The organism is Microcoleus sp. EPA2 (genome assembly GCA_020882975.1).
Taxonomy (GTDB): domain Bacteria; phylum Cyanobacteriota; class Cyanobacteriia; order Cyanobacteriales; family Microcoleaceae; genus Microcoleus.
In genome coordinates this window covers 1-19,045 of the sequence record JAHRFD010000003.1, presented here as the reverse complement: position 1 = coordinate 19,045, position 19,045 = coordinate 1, and the positions used below count along the sequence as shown (strand labels likewise).

Sequence of the window (19,045 nt, the reverse complement as noted above, 5' to 3'; positions counted from 1 at the left end):
TCCTCATTTCAAATCTCCCATCTCCAATCTCAAATCAATAATTCCCTATCAAACATCTAAAATCTCAAATCCATAGTCGGTTTCAACCGACTTTTGCTATGAGACAGGGGTTTTCAACCCCTGGCGGACTCGCATACCAACGACAGATTTCTCATAGCAACTAAAAAAGCCCTCAATTTCTGAGGACTTTCTTTTCAGACAGCGATCGCCCCTAACCCGGTGCACCCGATCGCACTGTTTGATCTCCTGTAACCTCCGAATCTTTAGTTTCCTTCGGCGCTTCCGACTCAACCGCACCCCCGTGAGGCCACTTCCAATCGCGGATTTCCGGCATATCGTCGCCGTGTTTGGTAATGTATTGCTTGTGGTCGATCAGCTTGTCGCGTAGCGCCTGTTTGGCATAAGCCGCACCATAACCGAGTTTCGGCACGCGATCGATCGCATCTCCAACCAAATGGAAGCGATCGAGATCGTTCATCACCACCATATCAAAGGGCGTAGTCGTCGTACCCTCTTCCTTATAACCGCGAACGTGAATATTCGGGTGATTTGTCCGGCGATAAGTCAATCGGTGAATCAGCCAAGGATAGCCGTGAAAAGCAAAAATCACCGGCTTATCTGTCGTGAACAAAGCATCAAAATCCTTGTCAGACAAACCGTGAGGATGTTCGCTGGAAGGCTGAAGCGTCATCAAATCCACCACATTCACCACCCGCACTTTTAACTCCGGGAAATATTGGCGCAAAAGGTCAACAGCCGCCAGAGTTTCCAGCGTCGGAACATCTCCCGCACAAGCCATCACCACATCAGGTTCGTAACCTTTGTCGTTGCTAGCCCACTCCCAAATGCCAATACCCGCAGTACAGTGTTTAATCGCAGCATCCATGTCCAAATATTGCAAAGCCGGCTGTTTTCCAGCAATAATTACGTTCACGTAGTGGCGGCTGCGAAGACAGTGGTCAGTTACTGACAGCAAAGTGTTCGCATCCGGCGGCAAATAAATGCGTACAACCTCCGCTTTTTTGTTAATTACGTGGTCGATAAAACCAGGGTCTTGGTGGGAAAAACCGTTGTGGTCTTGCCGCCAAACGTGAGAAGTTAAGAGGTAGTTGAGAGAGGCGATCGGTCTGCGCCAAGGAATATCGCGAGTAGTTTTCAACCATTTAGCGTGTTGGTTGAACATCGAATCAATGATGTGAATAAATGCTTCGTAGCAGGAGAAAAAGCCGTGCCTTCCTGTTAGCAAATAGCCTTCCAGCCATCCTTGACACAGATGTTCGCTGAGCACTTCCATCACCCGCCCGTCGGCAGACAGGTGCTCGTCATCCTCTGGTAAAATACTACCCATCCACTCCCGGCCAGTCGCTTCAAACACCGGATCGAGGCGGTTGGAAGCCGTCTCGTCGGGCCCGACAATGCGGAAATTTTGGTTTTCCTGATTTAGTTTCATCACATCGCGCAAAAAGCGGCCAGTGACGCGGGTGGCTTCTGCCATCACAGTCCCCGGTTTTGGCACGTCTACGGCGTAGTCTGCAAATCCTGGCATTTTCAAGTCTCGCAGCAGAATGCCGCCGTTAGCGTGGGGATTTGCCCCCATGCGTCGATCGCCCTTGGGCGCTAATTCTGCTAATTCGGGAATTAACTTACCGTGTTCGTCGAACAGTTCTTCCGGCTTGTAACTTTTCATCCAATCTTCCAGGAGTTGGACGTGCTCCGGCTTAGAAGCCATTTCGGATAATGGAACTTGGTGCGATCGCCACGAACCCTCTGTTTTCTTACCGTCAACCTCCTTGGGTCCTGTCCAGCCTTTGGGAGTTTTCATCACAATCATCGGCCACTGAGGGCGATCGGCATAGCCCTCATTCCGGGCTTTCTCCTGAATCGCCTTAATTTCGCCAATGACAGTATCCATCGTTGCAGCCATCAACTGGTGCATCGTTTCCGGGTCTGAACCTTCGACAAAATAGGGTTTGTAGCCATAACCGACCATCAAACTTTCCAACTCCTCGCGCGGAATGCGGGCCAACAGCGTCGGATTGGCAATTTTGTAGCCATTCAGGTGCAAAATCGGCAACACGGCCCCATCCCGAACCGGGTTGAGAAACTTGTTAGAATGCCAGCTAGCAGCCAGCGGGCCGGTTTCTGCTTCCCCGTCACCCACAACCGCCGCCACAATCAAATCGGGATTATCCAATACCGCCCCGTAAGCGTGGACGAGGGCGTAGCCTAGTTCGCCGCCTTCGTGAATCGAACCGGGAGTTTCCGGCGCGACGTGGCTGGGAATACCGCCGGGAAAGGAAAACTGTTTGAACAGTCGTTTCATCCCCTCAGCATCTTGGGAAATATTCGGATAATACTCGGTATAAGTTCCTTCCAAGTAAGTGTTGGCCACTAAGCCTGGCCCGCCGTGTCCGGGGCCTGCGATGTAGATAGCGTTTAAGTCTTGCGCTTTGATGAGGCGGTTGAGGTGAACGTAGATGAAGTTGAGGCCTGGAGTGGTGCCCCAGTGTCCGAGGAGTCTGGGTTTGACGTGTTGGAGTTTGAGGGGTTCTTTGAGTAGCGGATTGTCGAGGAGATAGATTTGGCCGACAGAAAGGTAGTTTGCCGATCGCCAGTAAGCGTTCATTTTGTGCAGTTCTGAGTCGGAAAGCGGCTTTAATTGGGGGATTTCGGTCGTTCCTAGCATCATAAGCGTTTTAATCCTGTGTTTTGGTTATTGATTCGTAAACTTTGTTTTGAAATTAGGACTTACGATGGGCGCCTAGAAACCTGCTTTTTTACGAAAAAACTTTGTTACAGTCCACAAATCACGCAAAAAACCCGGTTTCTTTGTCGGAGTCCGTAATTTATGTTTACTCCATATTTCACAAGCAAACACTTGAATTGTATATTGGTCGATCGAAATCAAAGTTTAAATTAACGTTAATTTTTGAGTAACAAGCTGGCAATTTTGACCCAGGAAAGGTGGCAGGTTGCGGGGGTGAAAGCCTGCGGCAATAAACAAGATACTTCTCTAGGTAGAGGTGAGAATAATTTATATTAGATATGAAGATTTTTAATTGTGGATCTATAATGGAAAAGTTAAACATTATGCTGACAGTGCAAGAGGCAGGAAAAGATAACCAAAAAATTCCTGATGAAGAAGTGTTAGCTTTTGCAGTCTGTGAAAATCGAGCTGTTTTAACTCTCAATCGCCGTCATTTTATCAGACTGCACGGCTCACAGCCTGACCATGCTGGTATTATTGTCTGTAAGGCAGATGATGACTTAGGGAGAATGGCGACTAACATTAATGAAGCTATTTCCTCACTTGAAACATTAACAGGTCAATTGATTCGAGTCTATCGTTCTGGGAAGCCGTCTATATCTTAATTTAGCGAGTAAGGTGAATCAGCTATTGAAGCCCTCATAACTCGCTAAATTCTTATCTTTCCGACTGCTGCGCCTCCAGCCAAGCCTCCAAATCCGCCATAGTAGCAAAATCCAACAGCGCCTCACTCAAATCTTCGAGCACTAGCAAGGGCAGATTGGCAAGGCGCGATCGCATTTCCTCAGAAATTTCTTGCCGCAACCGACGGGTTAATTGTCGGACAATCAGGGCACAGGCTTCTGCCTGCCGTCCTTCCTGCCGTCCTTCCTGCCGGCCTTCCGCCTTAGCTTCTTGATAGAATCTCGTTTCCTGTAATGTAATTCCCAACATTGATTCCACCTCGGCTCGACTCAACGATGTAAATTTGTAAGACATAATAGTTGCTATTATATCTATAATGTCACGACCTGCTGCTGGTGGAACTTCTTGCTGCACCCGGCTCAGCAAATACCTTGCTTCTGCTGGTGCTTGAGTCTCCCCGACAGTCGTCAACACCATCAGCGCAATTCCTAAAGGCAAGGTGCGAATATCCCCTAACTCATCCAAGCACACCCGATGCACTTGATTGCTGTTGAGCAAAGCTCGATAAGGATACACATCGCTTTGTTCGGCGCTGCGAGATGGATAAATCACTACAGCTTGCCAATCGCTGTAACGACTGCGGTTGCGGTAAAAATATAAAAACGATTCGCCAAACAACCTTTCGTAAAGCTGTTCGTCTTTCTGAAACTGAACTTCACAAAAATAGACGATGCCCGGTTCCTCAGATTCTGGGGGCAAAAATACGCCGTCAATTTCAAATTTAGGTTCTTTGACTGCCACCGAGTCAAAGCGATAATTGGCAGCATTTGCTGGAGTTGTCGCTAGTAGATCGAACAGCAAAGTGGGCGCTTGTCCGAACAATTTATAGAATATGGAATCCCGCCGCATGAAAGATTTGCAAAGAAAGAGAGACAAATTAATACTACTGCATAATGGTTCGCGCAAAATGTGCGATCGGCCTCAATCCAAATCTCGAAATATGCGTTAGCGAAGCCCTCGAAGAGGATCGCCCTTAATTCAAATTTTATTAAAAGTGCGGCAAAAACACTATCGAAATCCCCTCGCACACCCTCAAGTCCGCCGGGGGTTGAAAACCCCCGTCTCATAGCGAAAGTCCTCTAAAAGAGGACTGAAAAGACAATTCAGTAAGCCACTTAATCGCCTATTTTAAATCTCAAATCTCAAATCTCAAAGCTCAAATCTTAACTTGAAATAGCGAGCCGCGAGAATGACTAAGATTGAGATAAGGGCGCGTCTTTATGCTGACTAACAATTTCCCAAATTGGATATATCTCAATTTTTACTAAGTAAAAGTATTAAAATTTTCCAGCGTGGGTAATTTACGGTATAGAAAGCTTTCTAATTCTGGATTAATGCAGTTTTTTCGCTATCCATTAGCTGAGAGCCTCAATCAGAGCATCTTTTTTCATCTTAGTTATGCCAGCGATTCCTCTTTTCTTGGCTATTGCTTTTAATTCAACAGTAGTCATTGTTCTGAGAATAGTCACGTCGTTTATTGTATCTGGCATTGATTGGGGAGTCAGATAGAATACACTCTTAATTGCGTCAAGTTTTTTGCCTTTGGTAATACCGCATTTCAGACTGGTGATTGGCTCAAAATTTTTCCAATACTGACGAGGAGCCTCATCAATTCGATTGGTAGCTACAGCAAGTTTAACGGATTTTAGCTCGCTGTTCGGCTGTTCAATCAAATATTGCAATGCTGCCATAACTTCATCTCTGGATGCTGTGGAAAGATTGATTTTAGGCTTTTCCTCACCTGCAAGAATCTTAGTGAGTGTTGTAGTATCATCATTATCGTCAGCAATAATGCACCAGACTCTTTCTAGCCCTGCTTCCTCTGCTACAGCATAAACAAAGGAATTACTAATAACTTGATACCTATCTTCACCAGTTTCTTTCACGATAACTGGAATCCAGTTTCGTCCACCCTTTTGTTTAAGTATCTTTGCAGTAGCTTTGATCAAAAACTCAGGGGCATCAGTAGCATCCCCTGGGTCGATTTCATCTATGTAGAGATGCATCAAACTGCCAAGAATGTTAGAAATTTTCATTGTAAAAAATACTCCTTTGCTAAATCTTTGTAGTAGTCATGGGCAGAACGATCTCGATAAACAGCAGGAATGCGTGAGAAGGCAGCATTAGCTATATTAGCGTAACTTGGTACTTGATGAATATGTAAGTCTTTTTTCGCAGTGGTGTACTTAGGGTAAAAGTAGGGTCGTAGGTTAAATCCTTCTTTTTTGGCATTTACAATAATATTGTTGATTGCTTGTTGAGCAACTTCTAGCTGTGGTTGTGTAATTTTTTCTCCATTAAGAAAGATTGGTAAGGCAATAGGATTTCCATCTTCTTTCGCAGCTTGTATTTCAGGGATAAATTTCTGAATTGCCTTTGCCGCATTCTCTAGGGAAAAGAGGTTGTTGTGCTTTGTAGGAATAAGAATAACATCAGCCGCATATACCGCAACTTGAGTAATGAAACGCCAATTCGGGGATGAATCAATCAAAATATAATCATAGTCCTGCCTTGCAAAGTCGAGCTTCTTGTCCAGTATACTCCGTTTTATTATCGTGCGAAGTTCAGCCTCAGAATCGTTAGCCAGTTCATTGTCAGCAGGAATAATATCAAAACTGAGTTGTAATTTTTTATTAGAAAATTTATATGGAACCACGGCAGATTTTAGGTCTACGTTCTTGTCTGTAAGAGCTTTTTTAACAAGCCCATCACTGACAGGAATACCCAAAGCACTTGTTAAATCTTGTTGATTAAAATCAAAATCTATTACTAAAACTTTCTTACCCAAAAAAGTTAAAATACCTGCCAGGTTAACTGTTGTAGTTGTTTTGCCAACACCTCCCTTGTTATTATAGATTGTTACTGTCAAGGCTCTACTGGTTTCTTCAATCTTCTTCCTTATCTCAGCAACAACTTTATCAACATTATTCACTTCCAGAGCCAAGCATTGAGTAGCTGGAAAGATTACTTTGCCATGCTTTCTAAACAGTTGAACATGGGATGAGTTCGTAATAATTCCCCATTTTGCTGACTTGCAATTAGAACCAAGTAACTGTCGCTTAAGTTGATTAACTGTTTTTAAGTACGCTGGTGTACCTTCCGTAAGATTGATGTCTTTTCCTTTTAGCTCTAAAAGCAGATACGGATTAGACTTTGTATGTAAAAATATATCATTTCCAATAGTTTTTCTAGCTGCTTTATCAACTATTCCACCACCATTAGTGTCATATTCGGGAACAACTTCATTAGAGTCAAACCCCAATGCTTGCAAAAACTGAGGTGAAAAGTGAGCACTGACAATAGCTTCTGAAGCGCCTTGAGGAAGACTTTGTAATGCAGCTTGAAGGGTAGTGGCTGGGGCATTCATGAGGAGTGAAATTCAGTAATAATTTGAACTGAGTATATTATAATACTACATTATTATGAGTTTTGGCAAGGATCGCTGGAGGGAGGATGTCAGCCTGCCCTAATCCATAAACGACGAGCAGGGAAATTCAGCAATAATTTGAACGGAGTATATTATAATACTACATTATATTCAGTCGGTTTCAACCGACTTTCGCTATGAGACAGGGAATTCATTCCCTGGCGGACTCGCGGACAAACGAAAAAACTCTACACCAAATAAAAAACCCGGCTTTTATACTAATAAACCGGGTTTCCAATCTGACAGAAAACCAAACTAACTTGACTTAGTTTCTTTCTTAGTCTTTGTCGCAGTCGTCGCCTTTTTAGCAGTAGTAGTTTTCTTCGCAGCAGTTTCCGACTTCGCCGCAGTGGTTTTCTTCGCAGTAGTTGTTTTCTTCGCAGCAGTTTCCGACTTCGCCGCAGTTGTCTTCGTTGACTTCTTCGACTTGCTAGATTTTCCGCCGCCCGCTGCTTCCTTCGCTGCTAACAAATCCAATGCTTTTTGTAAGGTGAAATTCTCCACAGACTCATCCTTAGCCAAGGAAGCATTGATATCCCCGTGTTTGACGTAGGGCCCGTAACGACCATCGTAAACATTGATGAGTTCTCCAGACTCTGGATGTGCGCCCAATTCCTTCAATGGTGTCGTTGATTTGCTACCCCGAACGGCTTTCGGTTGCGCTAATAGTTCCAATGCCCGATCGAGCGTTATAGTCAAAACATCATCAGGTGGTTTGATCGATCGATAATCCTTACCCACCTTACCTTGGTCATGCACCACATAAGGCCCATACATCCCCAAAGCAGCCTGCACCTTCGCCCCCGTATCCGGGTGAGTGCCCAACAAGCGCGGCAGAGTCAACAAACTCACCGCCATATCAACCGTCACACTATCCTTATCCGTCCCCTTCGGTAAAGAAGAACGCTTCGGTTTCTTGTTCGTTTCCGAAACATCCCCCAACTGAACATAGGGGCCGTAATTGCCAATCAGCACATAAATCGGTTCCCCAGTTTCCGGGTGCAGACCTAATTTTTCCGGCCCTTCAGTTTTTTGCTTTAACAGAAACTCGACTTGTTCCGGGTCTAAATCTGCCGGCGTCAAATCTTGGGGAATCGATGCTTTGACCGGCCCTTCTTCCCTTTCCGCTTCTAGATAAGCGCCGTATTTGCCGATGCACACTTTGGCAGAAATATTCTCCAATACCACAGTCCGGGCAACTTTGGCATCGATTTGACTTTCCTGTTCTTTGACTTGAGTTTGCAGTCCGGTTTCCCCTCGATAAAACTTGTCTAAATACGGCAGCCATTTAGCTTCGCCGGTGGCAATTTCATCGAGGGTTTGTTCCATTCTGGAAGTAAAACTGGTGTCTACTAAATCGGGAAAATGTGTTTCCAATAAAGTTGTGACGGCGAAAGCGGTGAATGTGGGAATTAGGGCGTTGGCAACTAATTTGGCGTAACCGCGATCGACTATAGTGCCGATAATACTCGCATAGGTACTCGGACGACCCACACCTTCACTTTCGAGCATTTTGACCAGAGAAGCTTCAGTGAAACGGGCAGGAGGCTGAGTTTCGTGGCCGACGGCCTCCAACTCCTGACAATTAGGCTTATCCCCCACTTTCAGTGGCGGCAAAATCACCTCTTGGTCTTCCAAAGCCGCATCTGGGTCATCGGAACCTTCCACGTAGGCGCGCAAAAAGCCGGCAAAATCGATGCGTTTGCCGCTGGAACGGAAACCGGCATCTTCTACCTGAGTTAATAGCGTGACGTGAGTTTGGCGCGCATCGGCCATTTGAGAAGCGACAGTCCGCTTCCAAATCAAATCGTAGAGGCGGAAGTCAACGCCATCTAGCCCGGTTTGCTGCGGAGTCCGAAAAGTGCTACCGGCGGGGCGGATAGCTTCGTGGGCTTCCTGGGCTCCTTTGCTTTTGGTCGTGTATTTGCGGGGTTGGGGGCTGAGGTATTCGCTACCGTAAAGTTCTTGGACGCAACTGCGGGCTGCGGCGATCGCCTGTTCGGATAAATGCACCGAATCCGTCCGCATATAGGTGATAAAACCGCGTTCGTACAGACTTTGGGCAATTCGCATGGTTTCCCGCGCTCCCAGCCTCAGCTTGCGGTTAGCTTCCTGCTGCAAAGTCGAGGTTGTAAAGGGTGGCGAAGGTTTGCGGGTGACTGGCCGTTCTTCGAGATTGGTGACAGTCCAAGGCTTGTTTTGAAGGCGTTCTAGTAAAGCCCGCGCCTGTTCTTCATTCAGCAAAAGTACGCGGCGGCCGGAGATAATCCCGCCAGTATTTTCATCGAAATCGCTACCGTTGGCAACTTTCACATTGGCTACTGTCACCAGTTTGGCCTCAAAGGCACCGCGTCCACTGGCGGGAGGTTTGGGAGGGGTCAAAGTCGCTTTCAAATCCCAGTAACTACCTTGGCGGAAGGCGCGGCGTTCCCGTTCCCGGCGTACCAACAGGCGCACGGCGACGGACTGCACTCGCCCTGCGGACAAACCCCAGGCGATTTTTTTCCACAACAGAGGCGAAAGGGTGTAGCCGACGAGTCTGTCGAGAATGCGGCGAGTTTCTTGGGCTTGTACTACTCGATTGTCGATGTCGCGACAGTGAGTCAAAGCGTCGCGGATGGCTTCGCGGGTGATTTCGTGGAATACCATCCGCTTGATGGGAACTTTCGGTTTGAGGATTTGCAGCAAATGCCAGGAAATACTTTCGCCTTCTCGGTCTTCGTCAGTGGCTAGAATCAGTTCTGTTGCTTCTTTGAGGGCGTCTTTGAGTTCTTTGACTATTTTCTTTTTATCTTTCGGGATGACGTAGAGGGGTTCAAAGTCTGCCTCCACGTTGACGCCTAGTTGGGCCCATTTTTCTCCTTTAACGGCTTCTGGTATTTCTTCGGCGGAGGATGGGAGGTCGCGCACATGGCCCATTGATGCCTCTACTCGGTAGGTGGAGGGCAGAAAGTTGCGAATGGTACGGGCTTTTGTGGGAGATTCGACGATGACTAAGGTTGACATGGCATCTTTTATATATGGATGGCGAGGCAGAAGCGAGTGTTTAATTTACAGAGTGTATGTCAGATGTCAAGGCTTATGGGAACTTTGGCTATTATTTTCACGCTACCTTAATTTTTAAGTTATTGCCGATCGGCTTGCGGGTAGAATTCTGCCAAATGCTGAATACCTGGTGGGGACAAGATGCACGGGATATGCGATCTGACTTTAGCAGAATTGCTGGTTGCTGGATGCTGAGACTGCTGGATGTGGGCTGATGGTTCCTCAAGATCCCATATTAAGTAATTTAAAGTGTTGGGTCGCAGATGGGGAAAATATCACAAAGGCGGACTAGGCCGGCCTTTGTGATTACGGAAAATTACCCAAAATTAACCGCTGCTTTCTTTAATTTCGGCACTAAAAGACTGCCAAACCAGTTAAAGCCACCAAACATCCTAACTGAATAGCTAAACATAAAAGCCGAAATATTGGATCGATTCGAGCGATGTGAATTACTGAGTGTAAAATCCGAAATCCGGTGTAGGCAACTATCAGCAAATCTACTGCTGTGCCGGAAACAGCCCGCCAGGTGAGCAGGAAAACAACTCCCGCATACAAAGTCAGGTTTTCTATTAAGTTGGAATGCGCCCGCAGCAGCCTCCACAGCAAACTTTCATCGTTTGGCGTACCGAAATCTTTGATGGTTCCGCCTGCTGATAGATGCCGAATTCTGGTGATTAGCAGCGCGATAACCAGTACGATCGCCCATAAAATTAGAATTGCTAAGCCCCAGAGGGGGAAAGTCATCTCGATCGGCATTTGCATCTTGTTTCTCCTAGAATATCTGCTGATAGCTTAGAAATTTTGCCCCTCAAAACTCTAGAAAAAAGTTGCCGAGTTTTAGTACAATCTTGCGATCGCCTTATGCTCGCCGCAGCATTTGTTTGGGAGTCACGCCCACCAGGCGCTTAAAATATCGAGTCAAATGACTTTGGTCACAAAAACCTACTTCGCTGGCTATTTCTGCGATGCTGAGTTCGCTATGGTGCAATAAATACTTGGCGCGATCGATCCGACACTGCAAAATATACTGATGGGGTGTAGTGCCTGTACTCTGCTTAAACAAGCGCAAAAAGTAATAGGGACTGATCTGAGCTTGTTGGGCAATATCGACTAATTTCAAATCTCGATGGAGGTTTTCCCTGATATATTCCGTCACTTGTTTGAGCCCTGAAGTGGATAATCCATCAGCATAGTTATAAATGGGAGGTGACGCGGTGCAGTAGTTCCGCAACAAGTGAATTGCTAGGGCTGTTTTGAGACTGTCAACGAGCAAGTCGCCGCCGATTTTGGTTGATTCCACTTCATTTCTCAAAGCGGCAATAATACCTTGAATTAGGATATCTTGCTCGGTCATGAAATGAGGAATGAGTTCCATGCGATCGGTATTGACTAAATCTTGACCTACTTGTTCTAACAGCGCCGGTGCAATGGCGACGATCGTAAATTGCGCTGAAGTACGCCAATTGCAAATCTGGGAAATCCCCGCCGGAATAATCGCAATATCTCCTTGATTCCGCGCTTCAGTTTTTAGCTTTCCATCCAACCACCTTTCTCCCGATCTTTCTCCTGATATCGGGAAGTTTGGGCAGTGGGCAATGACGTGCCAGGTACCTCGATGTTCGGGAGTGTCGAATTTTGGCTGTTGGTGGAGTTCAAAATAAATTTGATCCCATCCCGAACTTTTGAGCAAAGCAGGTTGGGGTAGCAGCAAATCGGAAGCGTTTTCTTTGCTGAAATCGAGAATTTTTACGGGTTCTGGTGGGCTCATAAAATTATTAATTAGCTAAAGCTAGCAAATATAGCCTTTCTCAGTTAGGTGAGGTACAGGGGTTCTGGGTAATGGCTAATGGTACTTGTGCGATCGCACTGAATAAATATTCAGTCTGGCGATAAGTCCGATCGCGCTGTGGATGGCAATACACACACAACTGGAATGCGCGTGCGATCGAGGAGGCACAGCAAGAGTGAGAGGGGGCCGAGGCCAGGGCTGTAACATTGCTCTTGTAGGGGCAGCCCCCCGTGGCTGCCCCAATCTCTGAAATGACGGAAAATGGTTGGTGGGGGGGGTAGGCACGCACCATCCACTACCCCTACAAAACCCTTTTTTTGGTGAGAATGAAACAGCCCTGGGGCCGAGGCCGAGCTGGGGAACCCGTTGAAGTTGAAAATTCTCGCTGGTTTGGAACCTAACCCGATCGCCCATCCCCAAGATATCGCCACAAACACGCCCCAAACTGGGAGCGCGAGGCTCTAATCAGCTACAATCGGTGTTTGGTAAAGAATTTCTAACATTTCACTGCCCATTACAGGCTTTGGGGCCTGTATTACCCAACTTGTCTGAAAATATGGATTTTGCTACTCTTGCCGCCCAGTTAAATGCTGGAACTATATTGCCAGAGGGAATAGTCATCGTCACCCTCTTGGTGGTGCTCGTCGGCGACTTAATCGTCGGGCGCAGTTCCTCTGGTTGGACTCCCTACGTTGCTGTTGCCGGTTTGCTAGCGGCCACTGGTGCCCTGTGTTTGCAAGCGGACAACACTAATACTATCTCGTTTCTAGGCGGTTTTAATAGCGATGCCCTGAGTTTAGTATTTCGCGGAATTATTGCTTTGACGGCGGCTGTCACTATCTTGATATCGGTTCGCTATGTATTGCAAACTGGTACTGCTTTAGCGGAATTTATCGGCATTTTGCTGGCAGCTACTTTGGGGGGGATGTTCCTTTCCGGTGCTGATGAATTGGTGATGATTTTTATTTCATTGGAAACTCTCAGTATCTCCTCTTATTTGCTGACTGGTTACACAAAACGTGACCCGCGTTCCAATGAAGCTGCTTTGAAATATCTGTTAATTGGTGCTTCTTCTTCGGCGGTGTTTCTCTACGGGCTGTCGCTGCTGTACGGGTTGTCTGGTGGTGAAACTACCTTAAGCGCGATCTCCGCTAATCTTTCTACTCTCAATGAAGGTCAATCTCTCGGTTTAGTGATTGCGTTGGTATTTGCGATCGCCGGAATAGCCTTCAAAATCTCTGCGGTTCCCTTCCACCAATGGACACCGGACGTTTACGAAGGTTCTCCCACACCCGTTGTTGCGTTCCTTTCTGTCGGTTCCAAAGCAGCAGGTTTTGCCCTAGCCATCCGCTTGTTAACCACAGTTTTCCCCGTACTTACAGAACAGTGGCACTTCGTATTCACAGCCCTAGCAATTCTCAGCATGGTGTTGGGAAATGTAGTAGCTCTTGCTCAGACTAGCATGAAGCGGCTTTTGGCTTATTCGTCGATCGCCCAAGCCGGCTTTGTAATGATTGGTTTAGTTGCAGGAACCGAAGCCGGTTATTCCAGCATGATATTTTATCTGTTGGTTTACCTGTTTATGAACTTAGGTGCTTTCGCCTGCATCATCCTGTTCTCATTGCGGACTGGCACCGACCAAATTAGCGACTATTCCGGTTTGTATCAAAAAGACCCACTGTTAACTTTGGCTTTGAGTATTTGTTTGCTTTCTCTAGGCGGAATCCCACCCTTGGCTGGATTTTTCGGCAAGATTTATCTATTCTGGGCTGGCTGGCAAGCTGGACTTTACGGCTTAGTTATTTTGGGGTTAATCACCAGTGTTGTTTCGATTTACTACTACATCCGCGTCGTCAAAATGATGGTAGTTAAGGAACCTCAAGAGATGTCAGATGTTGTGAAAAATTATCCTGAAATTCGCTGGAATCTTCAAGGAATGCGGCCTTTACAAGTCACTGTTGTACTGACTTTGGTTGCGACAACCTTGGCTGGTATTTTGTCGAATCCTTTGTTTAATATGGCTAACGATGCTGTTGCCAATACTCCCATGTTGCAGTCGGCTTTGACTCAGGTACAGCCTGTCGTAGCTGCTGCAAAAATCGAATCTAACTTGTTGTCTCCCCGGAATTAAGTTTACCTAGTTTTGAGAGATGGGAAAGCGCCTGACTTTTTGAAGTTGGGCGTTTTTTTTGTGGGTGCGATCGGCGGTTGAAACCCGCAGAAAGTCAAACCAAGTTTGCCTGTGCAGACTAGGAGATAAAGCGATATTTAAGCTGGATTTGATATCATAGGTCTAATACTTGCTCTGCTGTCAATGCTAATTCGGGGAAAGTTCGGGATATAATGCGATCGCTCCCTCGGTAAGCACTCATTTGATAAACCCCATTTTCATCGAGCAGGTAAACAAAAACAGTCGGCTCTTTCGGGTTGCCCAAATAGTTTCTGCTACCCAACGCTAAATAATCCACAATCCAATATTCAGTAATTCCCAGACGCTGATATTCATCCAGCTTGTCGATATAATCATCTTCCCAATTTGTCGAGACAACTTCTACAACTAATTGTGGAGGTTCAGTTAGGGCTGAATAGTCGAAGGGTTTGGATTCCCAAATAGTTTTATCTATTACAGTGACATCGGGGTGGCGGCCTTGTTCTTTACCATTCAGGGTTAACGTTCTCAGCATAAATCTGCCAGATACCCTGTAATTTAGAGGGACGCGATCGACTTCTCTATCAAATTGTTTAATGAGAAAATCGGCAACATCCTCATGTAGTCTTATTGGTAATATTTTCACAATCTCTCCATTGACAAATTCATAGCGGCCTTCTTCATCGGGAAGTTGCTTGATAAATTGTTCAAAAGTAAGCAGTTGCTTCGTTTGGATTGGTGATACAGTCATAGTTGGCTCTCATTTAGCTGCATTTTAAAACTATTCGCTAACCATTTTAACATATATTAACTTAATATGAATAACTGCAATGACGTAGGCATCAATTTTTACGATGTTCTCCATCAAGTTTAAAAGTTTGATGATACCCTGGTTGCCCTAGTTCAGACTGCCACTTCACCCACCGAATATAGTCTCCTTGCAACTCCTCTGTTAGCCGAAGTGAAAAATCTCCAACACCTGTTCCAATTTCCAGTGTAAACCCTGACACGCGCCCTCCCCAGCAATCGGTTACTGGAGATCGATCGCTTTTACAGCAGATTGCAAGTTTATGAGATACAGTAGCAATAGTAACCAGTAGTTAGCGTAAAGCTTTTAAGAATCCCTCTCAGAACTCAATAGCAGGCAATAGAGCGATTGCTCTGTTACCTGCTTGTCCAGCAGATCGGGAAGCAAGTGTGCGTGAAGTTTGCGCTAATGGTACGCAGATTAACACAGATGCAACTTAGTGTAGAGGTGAAAATGTTAGTAAAAAGTAAGCAAAAAGTTTATACTTTAGATGAGTACCGGGAGTTAGAGGAAACTGCTGAGTTTAGAAATGAATATCGCGATGGAGAAATTGTACAAATGGCTGGTGGTACGATCGATCATAGTCAAATTATAGGTAATATCCATGCCTTCTTGAAATATGCTTTGCGAGGTAAAAGTGCCAGACCATTTAGTGATTTGCGGTTGTGGATTCCTCGGTATCGACGCGGAACTTATCCAGATGTGATGGTAGTTGAAGGAGAATTAGTTTGTACAGAGGGACGGAAAGATGAAATACTCAATCCGGTGCTGATTGTGGAAGTGCTTTCTAAGTCTACCAAGGATTTCGATAAAGAGGATAAGTTTCGGTTTTATCGATCGATTCCTGAATTTCGCGAGTATGTATTAGTCAATCAATCTGAGTTTTTAGTGACACAATATATTAAAACTGAATCGAATCAATGGTTGTTTCAGGAATATGAGGGGGAATCGGCAATAGTTTCTTTTGCTTCGGTGGAAGTACAAATGTCCATGAGTGATATTTATGAGTTGGTTATATTTGAGACGGATGAGAGTGATTAAATTATCTTTTTCAACCGCAGATATAGGCGGATTAACGCGGATTAACGCAGATAAAAGTTTGTACGGAGGTAAAAATGTTAGCACCAAGTAAGCAAAAAATTTATACTTTAGATGAGTACCGGGAGTTAGAGGAAACTGCTGAGTTTAGAAATGAATATCGCGATGGAGAAATTGTACAAATGACTGGTGGTACTATTAATCACAGCCGGATTATCCGAAATTTGAGTAGAGTTTTGGGAAATTTGCTTGAGGAGAATTCCTATGAGCTTTTTCACAATGATTTGCGGTTGTGGATTCCTCGGTATCGACGCGGAACTTACCCGGATGTTATGGTAATTGCAGGAGAGCCTATTTTTAATGATGGACGCAAGGATGAAATACTCAATCCTATGCTGATTGTGGAAGTGCTTTCTAAGTCTACCAAGAATTTTGATCGAGAGGATAAGTTTCGGTTTTATCGCTCTCTTCCTGAATTCCGAGAATATGTGTTAGTTAGCCAATACGAGTTTTTAGTCGAACAATATATTAAAACTGAATCGACTGAATGGTTATTTCGGGAATATGAGGGAGAATCAGCAATAGTTTCCTTTGCTTCTGTGGAAGTGCAAATGTCAATGAGCGAGATTTACGCAAAAGTGGTATTTGAAACAGACGAGACAGAATTGCCTCAGTAATTTGGTTCCTAGGGGCGAAGCATTCCGACAAATAATTTATTCGCTAGAACCAGGGATTTACTGTCGGAATGCTTCGTCCTTCCAAAATTGATTTTATCCACTACAAACACCTATTAAATTTCAAGTAAAATTAGATGAATGTAATTTGGCTGCTGTTAAAAGCTTCTTGGTTAAATGTGTCGATCGCCCTGCTGACAGGCTTAATTAGCGGTGCTTGCAGCGCTCAGTTAATCGCCACGATCAACCGCGCTGTTAGTGGCAATTCAACTGATAATTTAGTCTGGTATTTTGCGGGATTAGCATTTCTCGCTCTCATCACAGGCGTGATTTCTCAGTTTTTGTTAATTTATCTCTCTCAAGAAGCAGTTTACAAATTGCGCCTGAGTTTGAGCCGGGGAATTTTGTCTTCTCCTTTGCGACAGTTGGAACAATTGGGCGCTAGCCGCTTGCTGGCTACTCTGACTGATGATGTGGGAACGCTTTCCAATACTATATTTGTGATTCCTTTTCTCTGCATTGATATCGCCATTGTTGTTGGATGTTTGGCTTATTTAAGTACGCTTTCTGGTGCGGTTTTTGCAGTTGTATTTGGGTTTTTGGCGCTGACGATCGCCGCTATCCAACTGCTGCTTAACAAAATGAGAAAATTCTTCGATTTAGCCAGGGAAGAACAAGATCGCTTATTCAAACATTTTCGCAGTATCACTGATGGCATTAAGGAACTGAAACTGCATTCCTCCCGTCGTCAAGAGTTTTTTACAGAGGAATTGCAGGTGAGTGCCGGTGCTTCCCGCGATTACAACGTGACGGCTTTGAATACTGGTGCATTTGCGATCGGTATCGGACAGTTACTGTTTTTTATGTTGGTGGGTTTGCTGTTGTTTTTTTTGCCGAAATTTGTGCCTGTTTCTGGGACTGTTTTATCGGCTTACATTCTGACCAGCACCTTTTTGATGACTCCATTTCAGAATATTTTGCAAAGGCTGCCGGCGATTTTTCGAGCCAATAGTTCTGTAGAGAAAATCGAGAGAATGGGATTGACTTTGGCAAGTCAAGCTGAGATCAATTCAACTATTAAACCTGTAGAAACTGCTCGCTGGCAGATGTTGGAGTTAAGCCAAGCCACTCACAGTTATCCTGGGGAAACAGAAGATAGTAAGTTTATTTTGGGAGAGCTAAATTTGAAGTTTCATCGGGGTGAATTGGTGTTTATCATTGGCGGTAACGGCAGTGGTAAGTCAACTCTCGCTAAGTTAATTACTGGTTTGTACGTTCCCGAATCTGGCGAAATTCTGCTTGACGGACAGCCGATTACCGATGATAATCGAGAATGGTATCGCCAGCATTTTTCGGTAATTTTTTCGGATTTCTATTTGTTCGATCGCCTTTTGGGAATGACTAACCACGATTTGGACAAACAGGCGGCAGAATATCTGCGAGAGTTTCACTTGGATAGTAAAGTGGAGGTGAAAGATGGTATATTATCGACTACGGCTTTGTCTCAGGGACAGCGCAAGCGACTGGCTTTGCTGACAGCGTATTTGGAAGATAGGCCGATTTATTTGTTTGATGAATGGGCTTCGGATCAAGACCCTTTTTTCCGGGATATTTTTTACAAGGAGTTGTTACCGGAGTTGAAGCAGCGGGGGAAAACGGTGTTTGTGATTAGTCATGATGACCGATATTTTGATATTGCCGATCGCGCAATTAAACTAGATTACGGTAAAATTGAGTATGACCGACAAAATCGATAATTATCGGATGGTTGAAACTCTGACAGCAAGCCAGGTTTCCGATTTGATGGAATTATACAAAAACGAGTTCTGGTGTGACAAACGCACCCGCGAGGATGTGGTGAAAATGCTCGCCGCTACTGATGTTATCATAGGTTTTGTCGATGAGGGCGATCGGCTAATTGCTTTTACTCGCGTTATCACCGATTTTGTGTACAGAGCGATGATTTTTGATGTCATTGTCAAGCCGGCGCACCGAAAGATGGGACTGGGTGTGAAGTTGATGGATGCAGTGGTAAATCATCCTAAATTGCAAGTTGTTGAGAGTATTTCTCTTGGTTGTTTGCCGAAGATGATACCATTTTATGAACGGTGGGGCTTCACTGATGATGTGGGCGGAGTTAAGTTTTTGCGGCGAACAACTGGCTGAATTCAGCTTGTTGAAAGCCCTAATTTTTCTCTAATTACTTCAGTTTTGAAACCTACTAAAACAGCAGTTCCGTCCTTAACAAACAGAGGACGTTTTAGCAGCATCGCATCCTTAGCAAACGCCTCAATCCACTCTTTGTTTGTCCAATTGTTCCGAACTTCGCCCAAAGCACGGTAAGATTGACCTGAAGTATTTCGCAGGGGTTGAAACCCCAAGGAATTTACCCATTTTTCAATCATCTCGTGAGTGGGTGGATTTTCTTTGGTGTTAATGAACTCATAGGTAACTGCATTATCTTCCAGCCAGTTGAAAGCTTTTTTGCAGGTTCCACAGTTGGGGATTCCGTAAACTTGAATTGACATAATATATATTTGTTGACACTCCCCGGCCTTGAAGGCGCGGGGATTCTTGGATCAATCAGTCGATTTGCTCGTTGATGCTGCCATCAAAGAGTAGAGATCGGTCTGTCCCCAAGCGTTGATTTCGGTGTGCCCCACC

Annotated in this window: 16 protein-coding genes; 7 read left to right on the top strand and 9 right to left on the bottom strand. The window is 45.1% G+C overall.

The genetic code is table 11. The annotated features are described in order from the left end of the window. Positions 1-211 precede the first annotated feature (211 nt). Positions 212-2,689 (bottom strand): phosphoketolase family protein, encoded by a 2,478-nt coding sequence (locus AAFP14_RS04430; protein ID WP_341731100.1) that lies wholly within the window; start codon positions 2,687-2,689, stop codon positions 212-214. Between the two features lie 383 nt (positions 2,690-3,072). Between AAFP14_RS04430 and AAFP14_RS04425 the strand changes: the two genes are divergently transcribed. Beyond that, the gene (locus AAFP14_RS04425) at positions 3,073-3,372 is read left to right on the top strand and encodes a DUF5615 family PIN-like protein (protein WP_341731099.1); all 300 of its coding nucleotides are present in this window, start codon (positions 3,073-3,075) and stop codon (positions 3,370-3,372) included. 52 nt (positions 3,373-3,424) lie between these two features. Here the strand turns inward: AAFP14_RS04425 and AAFP14_RS04420 are convergent, their stop codons facing one another. The 4 genes from AAFP14_RS04420 to topA form a co-directional block, all read right to left on the bottom strand. Beyond that, positions 3,425-4,300 carry an Rpn family recombination-promoting nuclease/putative transposase gene (locus AAFP14_RS04420; RefSeq protein WP_341731098.1) on the bottom strand — a complete coding sequence of 292 codons (876 nt, stop codon included), beginning with the start codon at positions 4,298-4,300 and terminating at the stop codon, positions 3,425-3,427. A 506-nt stretch (positions 4,301-4,806) separates the two neighbouring features. After that, positions 4,807-5,487 (bottom strand): Rho termination factor N-terminal domain-containing protein, encoded by a 681-nt coding sequence (locus AAFP14_RS04415; protein WP_341731097.1) that lies wholly within the window; start codon positions 5,485-5,487, stop codon positions 4,807-4,809. Beyond that, on the bottom strand, positions 5,484-6,818 hold the full coding sequence (locus AAFP14_RS04410; RefSeq protein ID WP_341731096.1) for a ParA family protein: 1,335 nt from the start codon (positions 6,816-6,818) through the stop codon (positions 5,484-5,486). The genes AAFP14_RS04415 and AAFP14_RS04410 overlap by 4 nt, the downstream gene beginning before the upstream one ends. 315 nt (positions 6,819-7,133) lie before the next feature. Further along, on the bottom strand, positions 7,134-9,884 hold the full coding sequence (topA, locus tag AAFP14_RS04405; protein WP_341731095.1) for a type I DNA topoisomerase: 2,751 nt from the start codon (positions 9,882-9,884) through the stop codon (positions 7,134-7,136). A 56-nt stretch (positions 9,885-9,940) separates the two neighbouring features. On the opposite strand from topA, the gene AAFP14_RS04400 reads away from it, so the two are divergent. Continuing rightward, the gene (locus AAFP14_RS04400) at positions 9,941-10,138 is read left to right on the top strand and encodes a hypothetical protein (protein WP_341731094.1); all 198 of its coding nucleotides are present in this window, start codon (positions 9,941-9,943) and stop codon (positions 10,136-10,138) included. 139 nt (positions 10,139-10,277) lie between these two features. On the opposite strand, the gene AAFP14_RS04395 is transcribed toward AAFP14_RS04400, so the two are convergent. Together AAFP14_RS04395 and AAFP14_RS04390 are read right to left on the bottom strand one after the other, a co-directional pair. Next, positions 10,278-10,685: an MAPEG family protein gene (locus AAFP14_RS04395; RefSeq protein ID WP_341731093.1), complete on the bottom strand. Its 408-nt coding sequence runs from the start codon at positions 10,683-10,685 to the stop codon at positions 10,278-10,280. A 97-nt stretch (positions 10,686-10,782) separates the two neighbouring features. Next, positions 10,783-11,691, bottom strand: coding sequence for an AraC family transcriptional regulator (locus AAFP14_RS04390; RefSeq protein ID WP_341731092.1), 909 nt, complete (start codon positions 11,689-11,691; stop codon positions 10,783-10,785). 577 nt (positions 11,692-12,268) lie between these two features. Between AAFP14_RS04390 and AAFP14_RS04385 the strand changes: the two genes are divergently transcribed. Next, positions 12,269-13,843, top strand: a complete 1,575-nt coding sequence (locus AAFP14_RS04385) for an NAD(P)H-quinone oxidoreductase subunit N (protein WP_341731091.1) — start codon at positions 12,269-12,271, stop codon at positions 13,841-13,843. A gap of 154 nt (positions 13,844-13,997) precedes the next feature. On the opposite strand, the gene AAFP14_RS04380 is transcribed toward AAFP14_RS04385, so the two are convergent. Next, a complete protein-coding gene (locus AAFP14_RS04380) occupies positions 13,998-14,612 on the bottom strand; it encodes a Uma2 family endonuclease (RefSeq protein WP_341731090.1) in 615 nt (204 codons plus the stop codon). A 486-nt stretch (positions 14,613-15,098) separates the two neighbouring features. Between AAFP14_RS04380 and AAFP14_RS04375 the strand changes: the two genes are divergently transcribed. The 4 genes from AAFP14_RS04375 to AAFP14_RS04360 all read left to right on the top strand — a co-directional run bounded on the left by AAFP14_RS04375 (position 15,099) and on the right by AAFP14_RS04360 (position 18,547). After that, on the top strand, positions 15,099-15,710 hold the full coding sequence (locus tag AAFP14_RS04375; RefSeq protein WP_341731089.1) for a Uma2 family endonuclease: 612 nt from the start codon (positions 15,099-15,101) through the stop codon (positions 15,708-15,710). Positions 15,711-15,784: 74 nt separating this feature from the next. After that, the gene (locus AAFP14_RS04370) at positions 15,785-16,384 is read left to right on the top strand and encodes a Uma2 family endonuclease (protein ID WP_341731088.1); all 600 of its coding nucleotides are present in this window, start codon (positions 15,785-15,787) and stop codon (positions 16,382-16,384) included. A 134-nt stretch (positions 16,385-16,518) separates the two neighbouring features. Then, positions 16,519-18,138, top strand: a complete 1,620-nt coding sequence (locus AAFP14_RS04365) for a cyclic peptide export ABC transporter (RefSeq protein WP_341731087.1) — start codon at positions 16,519-16,521, stop codon at positions 18,136-18,138. Continuing rightward, the gene (locus AAFP14_RS04360) at positions 18,119-18,547 is read left to right on the top strand and encodes a GNAT family N-acetyltransferase (RefSeq protein WP_341731086.1); all 429 of its coding nucleotides are present in this window, start codon (positions 18,119-18,121) and stop codon (positions 18,545-18,547) included. Before AAFP14_RS04365 ends, AAFP14_RS04360 begins: the two co-directional genes overlap by 20 nt. 2 nt (positions 18,548-18,549) lie before the next feature. Here the strand turns inward: AAFP14_RS04360 and AAFP14_RS04355 are convergent, their stop codons facing one another. Beyond that, the gene (locus AAFP14_RS04355) at positions 18,550-18,909 is read right to left on the bottom strand and encodes a Spx/MgsR family RNA polymerase-binding regulatory protein (protein WP_341731085.1); all 360 of its coding nucleotides are present in this window, start codon (positions 18,907-18,909) and stop codon (positions 18,550-18,552) included. Positions 18,910-19,045: the final 136 nt, after the last annotated feature.